The organism is Variovorax sp. 01N425 (assembly GCF_056399465.1).
The window spans coordinates 59249-77032 of record NZ_JBFTRJ010000002.1; the positions used below are offsets into that span (position 1 = coordinate 59249).

Below are 17784 nucleotides of genomic sequence, written 5' to 3' on the forward strand. Positions count from 1 at the left end.
TCGCCAACAGGGTCATTTTACTTTCTGCCGGTTTGGACTAAGATCATGCAAACGATTGCACAAACATCCGACGAGACTCCCATGAACATCGCCACCTCTCCCGACTCGGTGCTGGGCTTCGCGCTCCAGGCCATGGAGCGCACGCCCGATGCGCGCCTTCGCACCGTGATGAACGCGCTCACGCGCCACCTGCATGCCTTCGTCCAGGAGGTGAAGCTGAGCGAGGAGGAGTTCGAGCAGGCGCTCGAATTCATCGTCGCCATCGGCCAGGCCACGGGCGAGAAGAAGAACGAGGTGGTGCTGGCGGCCGACATCCTCGGCATCTCCACCGTGGTGGCGCTGCAGAACAACCAGGACCCGCACGGCGAATCGCCGGCCGCGCTGCTCGGCCCTTTCTGGCGCGCCAACTCGCCGGCCTGCGCGCTGGGCGACAGCATCGCGCGCTCGGGCACGCCGGGCCTTCCGCTCGCGGTGGCAGGCACGGTGCGCAATGCGCGGGGCGAGCCGATCGCCGGCGCCACGGTCGACGTGTGGCAGGCCTCGCCCATCGGCCTGTACGAAAACCAGGACCCGGCGCAGGAAGACATGAACCTGCGCGGCCGCTTCACCACCGACGCGCAGGGGCGCTTCCACTTCCGCAGCGTGCGGCCGGCCGGCTATCCGGTGCCGACCGACGGGCCCTGCGGCGTGCTGCTGCGCGCGCAGCAGCGCCACCCCAACCGGCCCGCGCACCTGCACTTCATGGTGAGCAAGCCGGGCCACAAGGTGCTGGTCACGCAGGTGTTCGCCGATGACGACCAGAACCTCGAGAGCGACCCGACCTTCGGCGTGACGCAGCGGCTGATCGGCTGCTTCGCGCTGGCGCCCGACGGCCGGAGCGCCACGCTGCAGTACGACTTCCAGCTCGAACCCGGCGAGATGAAGTTCCCGCGTCCCCCCATCCCCTGAACCCACCACGCTTGCATCCCATGAGCTTCGATCCTGTTTCCCGACTCGACGGCAAGGTCGCCGTCATCACCGGCGGCCTTGGCGCCATCGGCTATGCGACGGCGGTGCGCCTTGCAACGCTCGGCGCCACCTGCGTGCTGCTGCACCGCAAGGGCGACGATGCGGCGGCCCGCGCGGCCGCCCTGCCCTCCGCCAGCGGACAGCGCCATGCGGCGATCCGCGCCGACATCGTCGACACGCCGAGCCTGCAGGCCGCGGCCGCCGAGGTGAAGGCCGCGCATGGGCGCTGCGACATCCTGGTCAACAGCGCGGGCCACACGCAGCCCGTTCCGGCGGGCGACCTCGATGCGCTGACCGACGAGCTCATCGACGACATCGTGCGCGCCAACTTCCGCGGCGTGTTCGCGACCATCCGCGCCTTCGCGCCGATGCTGAAGGACAGCGGCGACGGGCTCGTTGCCAACATCTCGTCGATTGCGGGCTTCACGGGCGTGGGCAGCAACCTCGCGTACGTCGCGGCCAAGGCCGGGCTCGACGTGGTGGGCGATGCACTGGCCAAGGCGCTGGCGCCGGCGGTGCGCGTGGTGTCCGTCTCGCCGGGCGCGGTGGAGTCGGGCTTCGTGCCAGGCCGCGGCGCCGAGTTCGCGAGCAAGATGGCGAGCACCACGCCGCTCGGGCGCATCGGCAAGCCCGACGACGTGGCTGCCGCGGTGGAGGCGCTCGCAACGACGATGCGCTTCGTCACCGGCACGCGCATCGTGGTCGATGGAGGGCGCCACCTGTGAGCGCCGCCAGGACCCTCATCACCTGCGCCGTCACGGGCAACCTCGTGAAGCCCGAGCAGACGCCGCACCTGCCGATCACGCCAGTGCAGATCGCCGACGAATGCCTGGCCGCGGCCGAGGCCGGCGCGGCGCAGGTGCACATCCACGTGCGCCATCCCGAGACCGGCAAGCCGTCGATGGAGGTCGAGCTGTACCGCGAGGTGGTCGACCGCATCCGGCGCAGCAATCGCGAGCTGGTCATCAACCTCACGACCGGCCCCGGCGGGCGCTTCATTCCGAGCGAGGACGATCCGAAGATCGCCGCGCCCGGCACCACGCTGCTGCCGCCCGAGAAGCGCGTGGAGCACATCGCGCTGATCAGGCCCGACGTGTGCTCGCTCGATCTCAACACCATGAACTCGGGCCCCGACGTGGTGATGAACACGCCGAAGAATGTGCGCCGCATGGCCAGGGTGATCCGCGAGGCGGGCGTGAAGCCCGAGCTGGAGATCTTCGATTCGGGCGACATCAACCTTGCGCTCGACCTGATCGCCGACGGCACGCTCGACGGACCCGCGATGTGGACCTTCGTCCTCGGCGTGAAGTACGGCTTCGCGCCCACGCCCGAGACGCTGCTCTACGCCCGCAACATGCTGCCGCGCGGCGCGTTCTGGAGCGCCTTCGGCATCGGCCGCATGGAGTTCCCGATCGTTGCGCAGGCATGGCTGCTCGGCGGCCATGTGCGCGTCGGCATGGAGGACAACATCTACCTGGAGAAAGGCGTGCTGGCCGAGAGCAATGCGCAGCTGGTGGTGAAGGCGCGCGACATCCTGCTGAGCCTTGGGGGCGAGATTGCGAATCCGCGGGAGGCGCGCGCGATGCTGGGCTTGCCTGGTGGGGGGGAGCTGACTTGAGAACTTTTTCCATTCGGAGCGTTGTGGGGCATTCAGGGCGCGCTCCCGCCGACGGGGTACCTTGCTCCGCGAATGTCCCCCGGGCTTCGCCCTCCTCCTTTATTTCGCTGCGCAAGGCACCCCATCGACGGGAGCGTTATGCGGAGCAGTCGTTGATCAGCGATGCACAACGGGCGTGCCCTCGTGCACAGAGCATCGGGTGCTCCCCGCAGCGAAATCAAGGAGGAGGCCGCAGGCCGGGGGACATTCGCGGAGGGGAGTACCCGGTGGCCTGTGCACGCGCCCTGAACAAGAACAACAGCAACAGCGCCAAGAACAAAAGAACGCCCGAACAACACAAGCACTCCGCAACATGAGCACCGACACGCCCCCCACCTCCCGCGCACTGCGCGTGAACGAAAAGGCCGCCAACCTCGACGCACTTCAACTCGAAGCCGCGCCGCAGCCCGAACCCACCGCGCCCCCCGGCCACGCCGTGGTGCAAGTCGCCGCCGCCGCGGTCAACCCCAGCGACGTGAAAGCCGCGCTAGGCCTCATGCCGCAAGCCGTGTGGCCGCGCACGCCGGGCCGCGACTTCGCAGGCACCGTGGTGAGTGGTCCCGGCGAATGGATAGGCCGCGAAGTCTATGGCTCGGGCGGCGACATCGGCATCACGCGCGACGGCTCGCATGCGCGCTATCTCGTGCTGCCCGAGGCTGCGCTGCGCGCCAAGCCCCAGGGCATCTCGATGGACGAGGCCGGCGCCGTGGGCGTGCCCTTCGTCACCGCCTACGAAGGCTTCAGGCGCAGCGGCATGCCGCAGGCCGGGCAGACCGTGCTGGTGCTCGGCGCCAACGGCAAGGTCGGCCAGGCGGCGGTGCAGCTGGCCTCGCAGGCCGGTGCGCGCGTGATCGCGGTGCAGCGCCGCGCCGGCCCGTTCGAGGGCTTCGCGTGCGGGCCGGTCGACGTGATCGATGCGCGCCACCATGCCGACGTGGGCGCGCAGGTGCGCGAGCTCACCGGCGGGCGCGGCGCGAACATCGTCTACAACACCGTCGGCAGCGCCTACTTCGAGGCCGCCAACAAGGCCATGGCCAAGGGCGCGACGCAGATCTTCATCGCCACGCACGAGCGCGCCGTGCCCTTCGACATCTTCGCGTTCTACCGCGGCATGCACACCTTCGTGGGCATCGACTCGCTCGCGATGGACTGCGTGGCCTCCACCGCCCAGCTCGACGCGATGCGCGAAGGCTTCGAGCGCGGCACGCTCAAGCCCTTTCCGGTGGCGCGGCACTTCGCGCTCGACGACGCGATGGATGCCTACCGGCTCGTGCTCTCGGGCAGCACCGACCGCGTCGTGCTGCGCCCCTGAAGATGAACCGCAACCAAGGAACACCGCCATGCACGTGACCCGTTTCAGCGAAGCGCCGCACTACGAGGCGCCCAACCATTTCGACATGCGCTGCCTGCGCCTGCAGGGCAAGGAGGCCGGCCCTTCGACGCAGATGTGGATGGGCATGAGCCAGATCCTGCCCGGCGGCCATACCGGGCTCGACGGCTCGCCGATGGAGAAGCTCTACCTCGTGCTCGAAGGCCAGCTCCATGTGGTCGGCGAGCTCGACGGCGCGCACCAGGAAGAAGTGCTCGGCCCCTACGACAGCTGCCGCTTCGCACCCGGCGAAAAGCGCCAGCTCGAAAACCGCAGCAACCGGCCGGTGCTGGTGGCGCTGGTGATGCCGAACAGCGCGCCGCCGGCCGCATAGGCCCTGCCCTGGTCTTTCATCGCTCACCCAATTAAATCAACGGAGACAAGACGCATGAAGAAGACATTCGACACCTGGAGCCGCCGGCAGGCGCTCGCGCTGGCCGCGGCGCTCGCGGCCATCAGCACGCTCGGCGCCGCGCACGCGCAGAACCCGTGGCCCGGCACGCAGCCGATCAAGCTCGTGGTGCCCTTCACCGCGGGCAGCGGCACCGACATCGTCGCGCGGCTCGTGGCCGAGAAGCTCGGGCCCGCGCTCGGCACCAGCGTGGTGGTGGACAACAAGCCCGGCGCCGGCGGCACGCTGGGCGCAGCCATCACGGCCAAGGCGCCGGCCGACGGCTACACGCTGCTGGTGCATTCGGCCGGGCACCTGGTGAATCCATGGATCTACAAGGGCCTGTCGTACGACACGATCAAGGACTTCACCGGCATCACGCCGATGGCGAGCCTGCCCAACGTGCTGGTGACCGGGCCTTCGCACTTCGCGAACGTGCGGGACCTGGTCGCAAAAGCCAAGGCCAATCCGGGCGGACTCAACTACGGCTCCGCGGGCAATGGCTCGGCCACGCACATGAATGCCGAGGTGTTCCGCCTCGCGGCCGGGCTCGATGCGCAGCACGTGCCCTTCCGCGGCACGCCCGAGGCCATGACCGAGGTGATGGCCGGACGCGTCGACTGGTTCTTCGCGCCGATGGTCTCGGCCCTGCCGCTCATCAAGAGCGGCAAGCTGCAGGCGCTGGCCGTGGGCACCGCGAAGCGCTCGCCCGCGCTGCCCGAGGCGCCCACCACGGTGGAAGCCGGCGTGCCGGGTTCCGAGTACCTGTTCTGGGTCGGGCTCTTCGCACCCGCGAAGACGCCGCAGCCGGTGGTGGACCGGCTGCAGGCCGAGGTCGCGAAGATCATGGCCTCGCCCGACCTCAAGGAACGCCTCGACAAGCTCGGCGCCGAGCCCTTCACGATGCCGTCGGCGCAGTTCAACAAGTTCATTGCCGATGAAACCACCAAGGCGCAGCAGGTGGTCAAGGCCGCCAGCATCAAGGTCGACTGACCATGCTGCGCACACTGCTCACGGCGGCCGGGGCGGCTGCACTGCTGCTGCCGCCTGCCACGCAGGCCCAGCCGGCCGACCTGATCGTCACCAACGCGAAGATCGCCACGCTCGACGCGGCCGCCACCACCGCGCAGGCGCTGGCCGTGCGCGACGGCCGCATCGTGGCGGTCGGCAATGCCGCGCAGGTGCGCGCGCTCTCGGGCCCGATCACGCGCACGGTGGATGCGGGCGGCCGCACCGTGATTCCCGGCCTCATCGACTCGCACATGCATGCGGTGCGCGCGGCGCTGAGCTATTCGACCGAGGTCAACTGGATCGGCGCCGCCAGCATCGGCGAAGCCATGGAGCGCATCCGCGCCGCGGCCGCGCGTGCGCGGCCCGGCGGCTGGCTGATCGTGGCCGGCGGCTGGACCGAGCAGCAGTTCGCCGAGCGCCGCCGCCCCACCGCGGCCGAGCTGCAGGAGGCGGCGCCCAACCATCCGGTGTACGTGCAGCTGTTCTATGAAGCGGTGGCAATGACGCCCAAGGCGCTCGAAGCGCTGGGCGTTCCGGCGGGCACGCTGCCGGCCGGCATGAAGCCCGCGGCGGACGGTGCGCCGGGCTGGATGGCGGGCGACATCGTCGGCATCTCGGCCCTGTTCGACAAGCTGCCCAAGCCGAGCTACGACGACAACCTGGCCGGCACGCGCGCCTTCTTCCGCGAGCTGAACCGCCTGGGCGTCACCGGCCTCGTGGACCCGGGCGGCTTCAGCATTGCGCCGTCGCAGTACGCGGCGCTGTTCGAACTGTGGCGCGAGAAGGCGCTGACGCTGCGCGTGGCCTACAGCGTGTTCGCGCAGAAGCCGGGCGCCGAGCTGCAGGAGTTCCGCGAGCTCACGCAGATGCTGCCGATGGGCTTTGGCGACGACATGCTCAAGTTCAACGGCCTCGGCGAACGCGTGACGCTCGCGATGTACAACAACAATTTTCCCGACGCGGCCGCAAAGGAGAAGTTCTACGAGCTCATCAAGTGGGCGGCGATGCGCAAGCTTGCGGTCACCATCCACTGGCAGGAGAACAGCTCGGTCGACCACCTGCTCGGGCTCTACGAGAAGCTCAACGCCGAGGTGCCGATCAAGGAGCTGCGCTGGTCGATCGCGCACCTGGACGATGCCTCGCCCGAAACGCTCGCGCGCATGAAGGCGCTGGGCATCGGCTGGACCATGCAGGACGCGATGTACTTCCAGGGCGACCGCGCGCTCGCCACGCGCGGCGACGCGGCGCGCCGCATGCCGCCCATCGGCAGCGCACTGCGCACCGGCGTGAACGTAGGCGCCGGCACCGATGCGCACCGCGTGGCTTCGTACAACCCCTTCGTCGCGCTGCAATGGATGCTCGACGGCAGGACCGTGAGCGGCAAGGCGATGCGCGGCGCCGACGAGACGCCCACGCGCGAACAGGCGCTGCGGCTCTACACGGTGGGCAGCGCGTGGTTCAGCTTCGACGAGGCAAGGCGCGGCACGCTCGAAGTGGGCAAGCTCGCGGACTTCGCGATCCTCGACCAGGACTTCTTCTCGGTGCCGCTGGAGCGCATCGGCAAGACGGTGTCGCTGATGACGGTGGTGGGCGGGCGCGTGGTGCATGCCGCGCGGCCCTTCGATGCCGCAGGCACCTCGGTCGCCGCGGCGCCCTAGGGCTGCGCGAGCGCCTGCCGCACGCGTTCGCGCAGCACCGGCAGCACCTCGCTCTCGAACCACGGGTGGTGCTTGAACCAGCCGGTGTTGCGCGGCGACGGATGCGGCAGCGGGATGAAGCGCGGCGCAAATTCCGCAAAGGCCGCGACGGTCTCGGTGACGCCGGCCTTGCGCGCCGCGCCCAGGAAGTGGCGCTGCGCGTACTGGCCGATCAGCAGCGTGAGCTCGACCCGGCTCATCTGCGCGAGCAGGCGCGCATGCCAGAGCTCGGCGCATTCGCGGCGCGGCGGCAGGTCGCCGCTGCTGCCGCGGCCGGGGTAGCAGTAGCCCATCGGCATGATCGCGATGCGCGCGGCGTCGTAGAACAGCTCGCGGTCGATGCCGAGCCAGCGGCGCAATTGCTCGCCGCTCTTGTCGTCCCATGGCAGGCCGGTGGCATGCACCGTCAGGCTCGGCGCCTGGCCGACGATCAAGAGGCGCGCGCTGGCGCTGGCCTGCACCACGGGCCGAGGGCCCAGCGGCAGCTGCGCGGCGCAGGCGGTGCAGCCGCGGATTTCGGCGAGCAGCGCATCCATGGCGCCGGCGCGCGCGCTATTCGGAGAACCGGCCGAAGAAGCCATCGAGATCGGCCCCGGAGGCCGCGCCTTCGAAGCCATCGAAACGTCCCTTCTCGGCCAGCGCCCGCGCGGCACGGTCGAAGCCGCCCCAGGCCGCGCGCGCGAGCGCACCGCCCACGCTGACGCGCCGCACGCCGAGCGCGGCGATGTCCTGCATGCCGAGCTCGCTGGGCCAGCCGATCAGCAGGTTGACCGGCTTGGGCGCGACCGCGGCCACCACCGCCGCGATCTGCTCGCGCGTGCGGATGCCCGGTGCGTAGAGGCAGTCGGCGCCGGCCTCGGCGTAGGCCTTGAGGCGGGCGATGGCGTCGTCCAGGTCGGGGCGGCCGACGAAGAAATTCTCGGCGCGGCCCACCAGCAGCGTGTCGCCGCCGGCCGCGTCGATGGCACGGCGCGCCGCGCGCAGCCGTTCGACCGCCACGCCGATCTCGAACAGCGGATTCGCCGCATCGCCGGTCGAGTCCTCGATCGACAGGCCCGCCACGCCGGTCTCGACCGCGAGGCGCACGCTTTCGGCCACGCCCTGGGCATCGGCCGCGAAGCCGTTCTCGAAGTCCGCATTCACCGGCAGGTCGGTGGCACCGACGATGTCGCGCAGGTGGGCCAGCATGGTGTCGCGCGATTGCCCTCCGTCGGCCAGGCCCTGCGACCAGGCATGGCCCGAGCTCGTGGTGGCCAGCGCCTTGAAGCCCAGGCCCTGCAGGTAGCGCGCGCTGCCCTTGTCCCAGGGGTTGGGAATGGCGAAGCAGCCCTGTTCGTGCAGCGCGCGGAACTCGGCGCGTTTCTGGGCGACGGTGCGGGTCATGGAAGCCTCATCTTTCTTTGTTGCGTGCGAAGGATGGGGTTTTAACGCAACGGCTCGGACATTGCGCGGGCACAGCTTTCGGTGTTCTGATCGGGCCCCATGTCCTACGCCTTCCTGCTCTTCATCCATCTTCTCGCCGCCGCCTTCTGGGTGGGCGGCATGGCCACCCTGCACTTCGCGGTGCGCCCCGCCGCGGTCGCCACGCTGGAGCCGCCGCTGCGGCTGCGCACCATGGCGGCGGTGCTGCGGCGCTTCTTCGTGGGCGTGGACGCGGCCGTCACGCTGCTGTTCGTGACCGGCGTGGCGATGATCCTGCTTGCGGGCGGCTTCCGCGCGGTGCACTGGCGCATCGAGGCGATGATGGGCATCGCCCTCGTGATGGCCGGCATCTACGTGTACATCCGCGCCTCGGTGTTCAAGGCGCTGCGGCGCGCGGTGGAAGAAAGCGCATGGCCGGTGGCGGCCGGGCGGCTCAATACCGTGCGCCTGCTGGTGACGGTGAACCTCGCGCTCGGCGTGGCGGTGTTCGCCGTGACGATCCTGGGACGCGCCGGCTAGCTGTTGCCTGCCGGCCCTTTCAGCTCGACGCCGTTGCCGTCAGGGTCGGTGACGTAGATCGACGGACCGTTGCCCTCGGCGCCGAAGTTGTTCTGCACCTCGCCGTGCACCGGCACGCCGTGCCGCGCCATCAATGCGCGGATCGCCGCTTCGTCGAAGGGCTCGATGCGCAGGCAGAGGTGGTCGACGTTGCGGCCCTCCTTGCCGGCCAGGGCGCCGCCCTGCTTGCCGAGCGGGCCATCGGGCGTGACGAGGTCGATGAGGTTGGTGCCGGCGCGCAGATGCACGAGCCCCAGGTTGTCGCGGCGCCTCTCGACCTGGCAGCCGAGCACGTCGCGGTAGAAGGCAATGGCGCGCTCCGCGTCCTTCACGCGCAGCACAACATGATCGATGCGCAGCACCGAGAACGGTGGGCTGTGTATCGGGTCCGTCATGGTTTGCTCTCCTTGCTCTACACCACGCCTGCCGCGCGCAGCGCGTCGAAGCGCGCGCCATCGATGCCGAACTCGGCCAGCACCTCGCGCGTGTGCTGCCCGAGCGCGGGCGGCGCATGGCGCAGCACGGGCGGAGTGGCCGTGAGGCGCAGCGGGCTCGCCACGCCGGTGATGCTGGCGATGCCGTCGTCCGCATCGCGCGGCAGCGTGACGGCCAGGCCGCGCGACTTGACCTGCGCGTCGTCGAAGGCCTGCGCGATGTCGTTGATCGGGCCGCAGGGCACGGCCTTGTCTTCGAGCAGCGCGACCCAGTCGGCGGTGCTGCGGGTGCGCGTGAGCTCTTCCATCATCGGGATGAGCACGCCGCGGTGCTTCACGCGCAGCGTGTTGCTCGCAAAGCGCGCATCGGCGGCCCACTCGGCATGGCCGGCCGCTTCGCAGAAGCGCGCGAACTGGCCGTTGTTGCCGATGGCCAAGAGCATCGAGCCATCGAGCGTCGGAAAGTCCTGGTAGGGCGCCAGGCTCGGGTGCGTGTTGCCCTGGCGCTGCGGCGCCTTGCCGGTGTTGAGGAAGGCGCTGGCCTGGTTGGCGAGGATGGCCATGCCCACGTCGAGCAGCGCCATGTCGATGTGCTGGCCTTCGCCCGTGCGGCCGCGCACCTGCAGCGCCGCGAGGATGGCGGTGCTCGCGTAGACGCCGGTGAACAGGTCGGTGAGCGCCACGCCCACGCGCAGCGGGCCGCCGCCGGGTTCGCCGTCGGGACGGCCGGTGATGCTCATCATGCCGGTCATGGCCTGGATCATCAGGTCGTAGCCCGCGCGCTCGGCGTAGGGGCCGTCGTGGCCGAAGCCGGTCACGCTGCAGTAGACGAGGCGCGGGTTGGCCGCGCGCAGGCTCTCGTGGTCGAGGCCGTACTGCTTCAGGCCGCCGGTCTTGAAATTCTCGACCACGATGTCGGCCTGCGCCGCCATCTGCTTCAGGAGCGCCTGGCCGTCGGGCGTGGCCATGTCGACCGTGACCGAGCGCTTGTTGCGGTTGCAGGCCGTGAAGTAGCTGGCCTGGTCGGTGTCGTTGCCGTCCGCGTCCTTGATGAACGGAGGGCCCCAGGTGCGCGTGTCGTCGCCGACGCCGGGGCGTTCGATCTTGATGACGTCGGCGCCCAGGTCCGCGAGGATCTGCGTGCACCACGGGCCCGCGAGCACGCGGGACAGATCGAGGACCTTGATGCCGTCCAGGGCTGCGGGCTTGGTGGCCGTCATGCGCTCTTCGTTCAGTTGGCGAAGGCGGCGATGCCGGTGATGGCACGGCCCAGGATCAGCGCGTGGATGTCGTGCGTGCCTTCGTAGGTGTTGACCACTTCCAGGTTCACCAGGTGGCGCGCCACGCCGAACTCGTCGCTGATGCCGTTGCCGCCCATCATGTCGCGCGCCAGGCGGGCGATGTCCAGGGCCTTGCCGCAGTTGTTGCGCTTCATGATCGAGGTGATCTCGACCGAGGCCGTGCCTTCGTCCTTCATGCGGCCCAGGCGCAGGCTGCCCTGCAGGCCCAGCGTGATCTCGGTCTGCATGTCGGCCAGCTTCTTCTGGATCAGCTGGTTGGCGGCGAGCGGGCGGCCGAACTGCTTGCGGTCCAGCGTGTACTGGCGGGCGCGGTGCCAGCAGTCTTCGGCGGCACCGAGCGCGCCCCAGGAGATGCCGTAGCGCGCGCTGTTGAGGCAGGTGAAGGGGCCCTTCAGGCCCTGCACTTCGGGGAACGCGTTTTCCTCGGGGCAGAACACGCCGTCCATCACGATCTCGCCGGTGATGCTGGCGCGCAGGCCGACCTTGCCGTGGATCGCGGGGGCCGAGAGGCCCTTCATGCCCTTCTCGAGCACGAAGCCGCGGATCGGGCCCACGGTGCCGCTTTCGCTGACTTCCTTGGCCCAGACCACGAACACGTCGGCGATCGGCGAGTTGCTGATCCACATCTTGGCGCCGGAAAGCGAGTAGCCGCCCGGCACCTTCTTGGCGCGCGTGACCATGCTGCCGGGGTCGGAGCCGTGGTCGGGTTCGGTCAGGCCGAAGCAGCCGATCCATTCGCCGGTGGCGAGCTTGGGCAGGAATTTCTGCTTCTGCGCCTCGGTGCCGAATTCGTTGATCGGCACCATCACGAGCGAGCTCTGCACGCTGGCCATCGAGCGGTAGCCCGAGTCGACGCGCTCGACTTCGCGCGCGATCAGGCCATAGGCCACGTAATTGAGACCGGGGCCGCCGTACTGCTCGGGGATCGTGGGGCCGAGCAGGCCGAGCGCGCCCATTTCGCGGAAGATGGCGGGGTCGGTCTCGCCGCTGCGGAAGCCCTCGATGACGCGGGGCGCGAGGCGCTCCTGGCAGTAGGCATTGGCCGCGTCGCGGATCATGCGTTCTTCGTCGGTCAGCTGCTGGTCGAGAAGAAGGGGATCGTCCCAGTGGAATTGCGCTTTGGCGGCCATGTGCTTGTCTCCGGAAGAGGGAAAAAGGGGGAATGGGCCGATCCTAGCCATGCGGGGGGTTGGGCGCAAACGATGAATCCTCACCCAGATATGCGTCTTGCGCACATCTGGCACCCGCCTGGCAAGACGTTTCCATTGGTGACGGCGTCCGCCCAGTCATACACTTGCGGCATACATGCGCCGCAAGATCCCGCCCCTGCAGACCCTCGTGTGCTTCGACGCCGCCGCGCGCCACGAGAGCTACACCCGCGCCGCACAGGAACTCGCGCTCACGCAGAGCGCGGTGTCGCGCCAGATCGGCACGCTCGAAGCCTTCCTGGGCGTGGCGCTGTTCCGCCGCACGCGCCACGGCGTGGCGCTCACCGCGAGCGGCGCGGCCTATGCGCGGCAGATCACCAAGCGGCTCGAGGCGATGGAGCGCGACACGCTCGACGCCATGGCGCACCAGGGCGAAGGCGGCTCGCTCTCATTGGCGGCGGTGCCCACCTTTGCCACGCGCTGGTTGATGCCGCGCCTGAAGGGCTTTGCGGCGCTGCAGCCCGACGTGGTGGTGCACATCGAGACGCGCACCCGGCCTTTCCTGTTTGCCGATGCGGAGTTCGACGCGGCGCTGTATGCCGGCACGCCCGCGCAGGTCGAGAACTGGGCCGGCACGCGCGCGCTCATGCTGATGCACGAGGACGTGGTGCCGGTGTGCAGCCCCTCGCTGTTGCCGCGCGGCAAGGCCGTGGCAGCCGCGGCCATCGCGCAGATGCCGCTCCTGCAGCAGAGCACGCGGCCCGACGGCTGGCGCCAGTGGTTCGACGCGCAGCAGGTCGATGCGCCCAATGCGCGCGGCGGGCCGCGCTACGAGCTCTTTTCCATATTGGCCGCGGCCGCCTCGCACGGCCTGGGCGTGGCGCTGATGCCGACCATGCTGGTGGCCGACGAACTCGCGCGCGGCGAACTGGTGGTGGCCTGCGCGCGGCCGCTGTCGGGCGAGCGCAACTACTACCTCGTGACGCCCGAGCGCGCCGACCAGCGGCCGCTGCTGAAGTTCTTCAGCGACTGGCTGCTGGCCGAGGCGCAGCGCAGCGCCGTCTAGCCAAGGCAGTGCCGATATGATGGTCCGCACCATCGCGCGCACTGCCTTGCGCCCCCCAACACCATGCTGAACAACATCGCTCCCTTTCTCGTGCACTGGGCCATCACCGCGCTGTCGCTGTGGGTGGCCAGCCTGATCTTTCGCGGCATCAAGTTCGAGAGCACTTCGGCGCTCGTGATCTCGGCCCTGCTGCTGGGCCTGGCCAATGCCATCGTCAAGCCGCTCTTGATCGTGCTCACGCTGCCGCTGACGCTGCTCACGCTCGGCCTCTTCCTGCTGGTGATCAACGCGCTGATGATCATGCTGGTGGCCGCGCTGGTGCGCGGATTCAAGCTCTCGGGCTTCTGGACCGCGTTCTTCGCGAGCATCTTCATCTCGCTGCTGAGCATTGCGATCGATTCGCTGGTGAGCAGCGGCGACCCCGCCACCACCATCCAGATGCCGACCGGCAGCGGCAAGTGGCTGTAGCCGCGGCGGGATGCCGCCGATGGCCGGCATCCGCGTAATCACTGCCCCCGGGCGCTTGATTGACGAGGATGATGTCGACAATATTCAATACTTTTGTCGACAAAAATAGCCGGACGCACCGGCGCTGAGCGGCTGCGGCCGCGCCGGCGGCGGGGGGTGGCGTGCAACTTGCAAGGATCTGGACATGACGGACAGCAGCTCCCCCCGCTCCTCCTCCTCCTCTTCCAAGGCCGCCGGCAAGGTCATGCGCATCGACCGCGACGGCGACGGCACCGTGCAATCGCTTACGCGGGCCATGCAGCTGCTCGAACTGCTGGCCGACGACGACGAGGGCTACCGCCTGGTCGACATCGCGGCGCGCAGCGGCCTGTCGTCGTCCACCGCGCACCGCCTGCTCACCACGCTGGAGCAGCGCCAGTTCGTCCAGTTCGACCGCGAAACCAGCCTCTGGTATGTGGGCGTGCGCTGCTTCTCGGTGGGCGCGGCTTTCGGGCGCCGGCGCCGCATTGCGCACCTGGCGCTGCCGGTGATGCGGCGGCTGCGCGACAGCTCGGGCGAAAGCATCAACCTGGGCATTGCCGACCTGGGCGACATCGTGTTCGTCACGCAGGTGGAAAGCCGCGAGCTGATGCGCGCCATCGGCAAGCCGGGTTTCCGCGCACCGCTGCACGGCACCGCCATGGGGCAGGCGATCCTGGCCGCCATGGCCGAGGACGACGTGCTGCAGTACCTGCGCACCTACGGCCTGCCCAAGCTCACGCCCAACACCATCGCACGCGCATCGCGGCTGCACGAAACGCTGGGCGAGGTGCGCCGCGCGGGCTATGCGGTGGACGACGAGCAGAACGCCGTGGGCCTGCGCTGCATTGCCGCCGCCATCCGCGACGAGCACGGCCAGCCCTTCGGCGCGATCTCGCTGGTGGGGCCGACGCAGCGCATCAAGGCGGCCGACTTCGCGCAGCTGGGCGCCACGGTGCGCGGCGCCGCCGACGAGATCACCGCGGCCTACGGCGGGCGCCTGAAGTAGCCGCCGGCCCCCGCGTCTTCCACCGGCGCGCAGCGCCAAGTGCTTGATCCGCAAAGATTTTTTCTGCCGTTCCCGGTGCGCGGAAAACTCTGCGCGGGCGCCGTGCGGCGCGCTTCAATGGCCTCCTGCATTGCCGCCTTGCCGATCCGCCCACCTTTGCCCTTCCAGGAGAAATCATGCCGCTGCGCCCTCTTGCCAAGCCCTCTTTTCCAAGGCCGTTCGCCGCGGCCTGCCTGCTCGCGCTGGCCACCGTGCTCGCCCTTCCCGCCGCCCAGGCGCAGGACCGGATCAAGCTCAAGGCCATCGGCCAGCCGCTGGCCACCGGGCTGATCCAGAAGAACAAGGAACAGCCCTTCTTCGAGAACTTCGCGGCCCGCACCGGCCTGCCGATCGACGTCGACTACAAGCCCATCGACACGCTCGGCATCAAGGACACCGAGCAGCTGCGCGTGATGAAGGCGGGCCTGTTCGACATCGTCTCGCTGCGCGTCTCGCAGAACTCGCGCGACGAACCGACGATCCTGGGCCTCGACCTGGTCGGCGCCGCGCCCGACTTTGCCACCGGCCGCAAGGTGGCCAAGGCCTACTTCGACACGGTCGATGCGCGGCTGCAGCAGCAGTTCAACGTGAAGCTGCTCGGCGTATGGCCCTTCGGCCCACAGATCCTGTTCTGCAAGAAGCCGATCGCCTCGCTGGCCGACATCAAGGGCATGAAGGTGCGCGTGTACGACCAGAACCTGGCCAAGTTCATCGAGCTGGTGGGCGCGACGCCGGTGCCGGTGTCGTTCGCCGACACGCACCAGTCGCTGTCGCTCGGCGTGGTCGACTGCGCCATCACCGGGCCGAGCTCGGCCAACTCGGCCGGCTGGCCCGAGGTCACCACGCACCAGCTGGCCATCGGCTTCCAGATGGCGCTCAACGGCTACGGCATGACGATGAAGTCATGGAACGCGCTCAAGCCCGACCAGCAGGCCAAGCTCAAGGCCGCCTTCGACGGCCTGACCGACGAGGTGTGGAAGTACTCCGAGGAGCTGTTCCGCGATGCGCTCAACTGCAACGCCGGCAGGGACCCGTGCACCACCGGCAAGAAGTTCAAGCTGGTCGACGTGCCGGTCACGCCGGCCGACCTCGAGCTGGTGCGCGGCGCGGTCGGCAAGGTGTCGCTGCCGGTGTGGGCCGAGGTCTGCGACAAGTCGAACCCGGGCTGCTCCAAGGGCTGGCAGGCCACGGTGGCGCCGGTGCTGGGGCTCAACAAGTGAGCAGCGCGGCCATGAGCGAGCGGCCGCAGCCCACCGCCGCATCGCCGGAAGAAGCGCCGGCCGCGCCGCGGCACGCCAGCTTCAAGACGCGCGTGGAGACGGTGCTGGCCACCGTCTTCGGGGCGATCTTCCTTGGCCTGTCGGTCATCGTGACCGTCGAGACCGCCGCGCGCAAGCTGTTCAACATCTCGCTGCAGGGCGCGGACGAGCTCGGCGGCTATGCGCTCGCGGTGGGCTCGACCATTGCCTTCAGCCTCGCGCTCATGGGCCGCAACCACATCCGCGTCGACGTGTTCCACGAGAAGTTTCCGGCCCGCGTGCAGGCGCTGCTGAACTGGATCTCGGCGGTGTCGCTGGCCGCGCTCGCGGTGTTCATCGGCTGGGTGGCGTTCAAGGTGATCGGCGACACCATGGCCTACCGCAGCACCGCGCAGACGCCGTGGGCCACGCCGCTGATCATTCCGCAGGGCGTCTGGTATGCGGGGCTCGTGGTCTTCGCGCTGGTGGCCTGCGGGCTCGCGCTGCGCGCCACCCAGCTGCTGCTGCGCGGCGACATCGCGGCGCTGAACACCGACTTCCATCCCAAGAGCGCGAAGGAAGAGCTGAAGGAAGAGCTCGACGACCTCGCGGTGCGCCAGGCCCCGCAGCCCGGCGAAGGAGGCAAGCCATGAACCTCTTCGTCATAGGGCTCGCGTTCTTCGCGATGCTGGGCATGATGCTGGTTGGCATGCCGATTGCCGTCTCGATGGCACTGGTGGGCATCGTCGGCGGCATCGCGGCCTACGGCGCGCCCTTCATGGACTCGATCGCGCCCGTGGTCTGGGGCGTGCAGAACGAGAACCTGCTGACCTCGGTGCCGCTGTTCGTGCTGCTCGGCGAACTGCTGCTGCGCTCGGGCATTGCCGACCGCATGTACATCGCGCTGTCGGCCTGGCTCGGCCGGCTGCCCGGCGGGCTGCTGCACACCAACATCGGCAGCTGCGCGCTGTTCGCGGCCACCTCGGGTTCGTCGGTGGCCACCGCCGCCACGGTGGGCACGGTGGCGCTGCCTTCGCTGCACCGGCGCGGCTATTCGATGCGCGCCTCGCTCGGCAGCCTGGCCGCGGGCGGCACGCTGGGCATCCTGATTCCGCCGAGCGTGAACATGATCGTGTATGGCTCGCTCACCAACAACTCGATCGGCAAGCTGTTCATCGCGGGCATCATCCCGGGCTTGCTCCTGACCGGCTTCTTCATGCTCTGGATCGCGGGCTCCAGCCTGGCGAGCGGCAACGCGATGCGCGAGCCCAAGGTGCCGCTGGAGGCGCGCATCCGCGCGCTGGTGCACCTGGTGCCGCCGGCGGTGGTGTTCGGCATCGTCATGGGCAGCCTCTACTTCGGCATTGCCACCGCGGCCGAGAGCGCCGCGCTCGGCGTGATTGCGGCGCTGGGCTTCGTGCTGCACTCGGGCAAGCTGAGCTGGGAGCTGATGCGCAACTGCTTCGTCTCGACCGCGCGCGTGAGCGGCATGATCCTGCTGATCGTGGTGGCGGCCTTCGTGCTGAACCTCACGGTCAGCCTCACCGGCGTGGCCGAGGCCATGACCAAGTGGGTCTCGGGCCTGGGCCTGTCGGCCACCGGGCTGATCCTCGCGCTGATGCTGTTCTACCTGGTGCTGGGCATGTTCATGGACGTGCTGTCGATGCAGGTGGCGACCATTCCGATCACCTATCCGATCGCCACCGCGCTGGGGGTCGATCCGATCTGGTTCGGCATCTTCATCGTGCTGATGTGCGAGCTCGGTCTCATCACGCCGCCGGTCGGCATGAACCTGTTCGTGGTGCACGGCATCCGGCCCGACAGGGGCGGCATCGAGGACGCGATCTACGGCGCGCTGCCCTATGCGCTGATCATGATCCTGTTCACCCTGCTGCTCCTGGCCGTGCCGCAGCTGGTGACCTGGCTGCCGGGCCACATGTGAGCCGGTCC

Annotated in this window: 19 protein-coding genes; 14 read left to right on the plus strand and 5 right to left on the minus strand. The window is 69.3% G+C overall.

Annotated features, from left to right (window positions below; translation table 11 throughout):
- Positions 1-45 precede the first annotated feature (45 nt).
- From AC1DSC_RS03340 to AC1DSC_RS03370, 7 genes are all read left to right on the plus strand, one after another.
- Positions 46-948, plus strand: a complete 903-nt coding sequence (locus AC1DSC_RS03340) for a dioxygenase family protein (RefSeq protein ID WP_436287080.1) — start codon at positions 46-48, stop codon at positions 946-948.
- Between the two features lie 20 nt (positions 949-968).
- Positions 969-1733, plus strand: coding sequence for an SDR family NAD(P)-dependent oxidoreductase (locus AC1DSC_RS03345; RefSeq protein WP_307593122.1), 765 nt, complete (start codon positions 969-971; stop codon positions 1731-1733).
- Positions 1730-2626, plus strand: a complete 897-nt coding sequence (locus tag AC1DSC_RS03350) for a beta-keto acid cleavage family enzyme (protein WP_436287079.1) — start codon at positions 1730-1732, stop codon at positions 2624-2626. Before AC1DSC_RS03345 ends, AC1DSC_RS03350 begins: the two co-directional genes overlap by 4 nt.
- Positions 2627-2978: 352 nt before the next feature.
- Complete coding sequence (locus AC1DSC_RS03355; RefSeq protein WP_436287078.1) at positions 2979-3977, plus strand: quinone oxidoreductase family protein; 999 nt, start codon at positions 2979-2981, stop codon at positions 3975-3977.
- Positions 3978-4005: 28 nt separating this feature from the next.
- Positions 4006-4368: a cupin domain-containing protein gene (locus tag AC1DSC_RS03360; RefSeq protein WP_436287077.1), complete on the plus strand. Its 363-nt coding sequence runs from the start codon at positions 4006-4008 to the stop codon at positions 4366-4368.
- Positions 4369-4422: 54 nt separating this feature from the next.
- Positions 4423-5418 carry a tripartite tricarboxylate transporter substrate binding protein gene (locus AC1DSC_RS03365; protein WP_436287076.1) on the plus strand — a complete coding sequence of 332 codons (996 nt, stop codon included), beginning with the start codon at positions 4423-4425 and terminating at the stop codon, positions 5416-5418.
- Between the two features lie 2 nt (positions 5419-5420).
- Positions 5421-7094 (plus strand): amidohydrolase, encoded by a 1674-nt coding sequence (locus tag AC1DSC_RS03370; protein WP_436287075.1) that lies wholly within the window; start codon positions 5421-5423, stop codon positions 7092-7094.
- Here AC1DSC_RS03370 and AC1DSC_RS03375 read toward each other — a convergent pair.
- Together AC1DSC_RS03375 and AC1DSC_RS03380 are read right to left on the minus strand one after the other, a co-directional pair.
- Positions 7091-7669 carry a uracil-DNA glycosylase family protein gene (locus AC1DSC_RS03375; protein ID WP_436287074.1) on the minus strand — a complete coding sequence of 193 codons (579 nt, stop codon included), beginning with the start codon at positions 7667-7669 and terminating at the stop codon, positions 7091-7093. The genes AC1DSC_RS03370 and AC1DSC_RS03375 overlap by 4 nt on opposite strands.
- A 16-nt stretch (positions 7670-7685) precedes the next feature.
- Positions 7686-8516: an isocitrate lyase/PEP mutase family protein gene (locus AC1DSC_RS03380; protein ID WP_436287073.1), complete on the minus strand. Its 831-nt coding sequence runs from the start codon at positions 8514-8516 to the stop codon at positions 7686-7688.
- A gap of 99 nt (positions 8517-8615) precedes the next feature.
- Here AC1DSC_RS03380 and AC1DSC_RS03385 point away from each other — a divergent pair, with 99 nt between their 5' ends.
- Positions 8616-9074, plus strand: coding sequence for a CopD family protein (locus AC1DSC_RS03385; protein WP_436287072.1), 459 nt, complete (start codon positions 8616-8618; stop codon positions 9072-9074).
- Here AC1DSC_RS03385 and AC1DSC_RS03390 read toward each other — a convergent pair.
- The 3 genes from AC1DSC_RS03390 to AC1DSC_RS03400 are packed head-to-tail and all read right to left on the minus strand — an operon-like array spanning position 9071 to position 11978.
- Positions 9071-9508: a VOC family protein gene (locus AC1DSC_RS03390; RefSeq protein ID WP_436287071.1), complete on the minus strand. Its 438-nt coding sequence runs from the start codon at positions 9506-9508 to the stop codon at positions 9071-9073. The genes AC1DSC_RS03385 and AC1DSC_RS03390 overlap by 4 nt on opposite strands.
- Positions 9509-9525: 17 nt before the next feature.
- A complete protein-coding gene (locus tag AC1DSC_RS03395) occupies positions 9526-10767 on the minus strand; it encodes a CaiB/BaiF CoA transferase family protein (RefSeq protein ID WP_436287070.1) in 1242 nt (413 codons plus the stop codon).
- An 11-nt stretch (positions 10768-10778) separates the two neighbouring features.
- Positions 10779-11978: an acyl-CoA dehydrogenase gene (locus AC1DSC_RS03400; RefSeq protein WP_018903327.1), complete on the minus strand. Its 1200-nt coding sequence runs from the start codon at positions 11976-11978 to the stop codon at positions 10779-10781.
- Between the two features lie 175 nt (positions 11979-12153).
- Here AC1DSC_RS03400 and AC1DSC_RS03405 point away from each other — a divergent pair, with 175 nt between their 5' ends.
- From AC1DSC_RS03405 to AC1DSC_RS03430, 6 genes are all read left to right on the plus strand, one after another.
- On the plus strand, positions 12154-13062 hold the full coding sequence (locus AC1DSC_RS03405) for a LysR substrate-binding domain-containing protein (protein WP_436287069.1): 909 nt from the start codon (positions 12154-12156) through the stop codon (positions 13060-13062).
- Positions 13063-13125: 63 nt separating this feature from the next.
- On the plus strand, positions 13126-13530 hold the full coding sequence (locus AC1DSC_RS03410; RefSeq protein ID WP_278878416.1) for a phage holin family protein: 405 nt from the start codon (positions 13126-13128) through the stop codon (positions 13528-13530).
- A 184-nt stretch (positions 13531-13714) separates the two neighbouring features.
- Positions 13715-14557, plus strand: a complete 843-nt coding sequence (locus AC1DSC_RS03415) for an IclR family transcriptional regulator (RefSeq protein WP_412510073.1) — start codon at positions 13715-13717, stop codon at positions 14555-14557.
- 176 nt (positions 14558-14733) lie between these two features.
- The gene (locus AC1DSC_RS03420; protein WP_018903331.1) at positions 14734-15816 is read left to right on the plus strand and encodes a TRAP transporter substrate-binding protein; all 1083 of its coding nucleotides are present in this window, start codon (positions 14734-14736) and stop codon (positions 15814-15816) included.
- An 11-nt stretch (positions 15817-15827) separates the two neighbouring features.
- Entirely contained in the window at positions 15828-16487 is a 660-nt protein-coding gene (locus AC1DSC_RS03425) for a TRAP transporter small permease subunit (RefSeq protein ID WP_436287068.1), read from the plus strand.
- Positions 16484-17776, plus strand: coding sequence for a TRAP transporter large permease (locus tag AC1DSC_RS03430; protein ID WP_018903333.1), 1293 nt, complete (start codon positions 16484-16486; stop codon positions 17774-17776). Before AC1DSC_RS03425 ends, AC1DSC_RS03430 begins: the two co-directional genes overlap by 4 nt.
- Positions 17777-17784 lie beyond the last annotated feature (8 nt).

Coding starts and splice junctions, on each gene's coding strand:
- AC1DSC_RS03355 (WP_436287078.1), top strand. CDS start 2,979: ATGAGCACCGACACGCCCCCCACCTCCCGCGCACTGCGCGTGAACGAA.
- AC1DSC_RS03420 (WP_018903331.1), top strand. CDS start 14,734: ATGCCGCTGCGCCCTCTTGCCAAGCCCTCTTTTCCAAGGCCGTTCGCC.
- AC1DSC_RS03385 (WP_436287072.1), top strand. CDS start 8,616: ATGTCCTACGCCTTCCTGCTCTTCATCCATCTTCTCGCCGCCGCCTTC.
- AC1DSC_RS03425 (WP_436287068.1), top strand. CDS start 15,828: ATGAGCGAGCGGCCGCAGCCCACCGCCGCATCGCCGGAAGAAGCGCCG.
- AC1DSC_RS03375 (WP_436287074.1), bottom strand. CDS start 7,669: ATGGATGCGCTGCTCGCCGAAATCCGCGGCTGCACCGCCTGCGCCGCG.
- AC1DSC_RS03415 (WP_412510073.1), top strand. CDS start 13,715: ATGACGGACAGCAGCTCCCCCCGCTCCTCCTCCTCCTCTTCCAAGGCC.
- AC1DSC_RS03405 (WP_436287069.1), top strand. CDS start 12,154: ATGCGCCGCAAGATCCCGCCCCTGCAGACCCTCGTGTGCTTCGACGCC.
- AC1DSC_RS03360 (WP_436287077.1), top strand. CDS start 4,006: ATGCACGTGACCCGTTTCAGCGAAGCGCCGCACTACGAGGCGCCCAAC.
- AC1DSC_RS03410 (WP_278878416.1), top strand. CDS start 13,126: ATGCTGAACAACATCGCTCCCTTTCTCGTGCACTGGGCCATCACCGCG.
- AC1DSC_RS03395 (WP_436287070.1), bottom strand. CDS start 10,767: ATGACGGCCACCAAGCCCGCAGCCCTGGACGGCATCAAGGTCCTCGAT.
- AC1DSC_RS03340 (WP_436287080.1), top strand. CDS start 46: ATGCAAACGATTGCACAAACATCCGACGAGACTCCCATGAACATCGCC.
- AC1DSC_RS03345 (WP_307593122.1), top strand. CDS start 969: ATGAGCTTCGATCCTGTTTCCCGACTCGACGGCAAGGTCGCCGTCATC.
- AC1DSC_RS03430 (WP_018903333.1), top strand. CDS start 16,484: ATGAACCTCTTCGTCATAGGGCTCGCGTTCTTCGCGATGCTGGGCATG.
- AC1DSC_RS03390 (WP_436287071.1), bottom strand. CDS start 9,508: ATGACGGACCCGATACACAGCCCACCGTTCTCGGTGCTGCGCATCGAT.
- AC1DSC_RS03370 (WP_436287075.1), top strand. CDS start 5,421: ATGCTGCGCACACTGCTCACGGCGGCCGGGGCGGCTGCACTGCTGCTG.
- AC1DSC_RS03380 (WP_436287073.1), bottom strand. CDS start 8,516: ATGACCCGCACCGTCGCCCAGAAACGCGCCGAGTTCCGCGCGCTGCAC.
- AC1DSC_RS03400 (WP_018903327.1), bottom strand. CDS start 11,978: ATGGCCGCCAAAGCGCAATTCCACTGGGACGATCCCCTTCTTCTCGAC.
- AC1DSC_RS03365 (WP_436287076.1), top strand. CDS start 4,423: ATGAAGAAGACATTCGACACCTGGAGCCGCCGGCAGGCGCTCGCGCTG.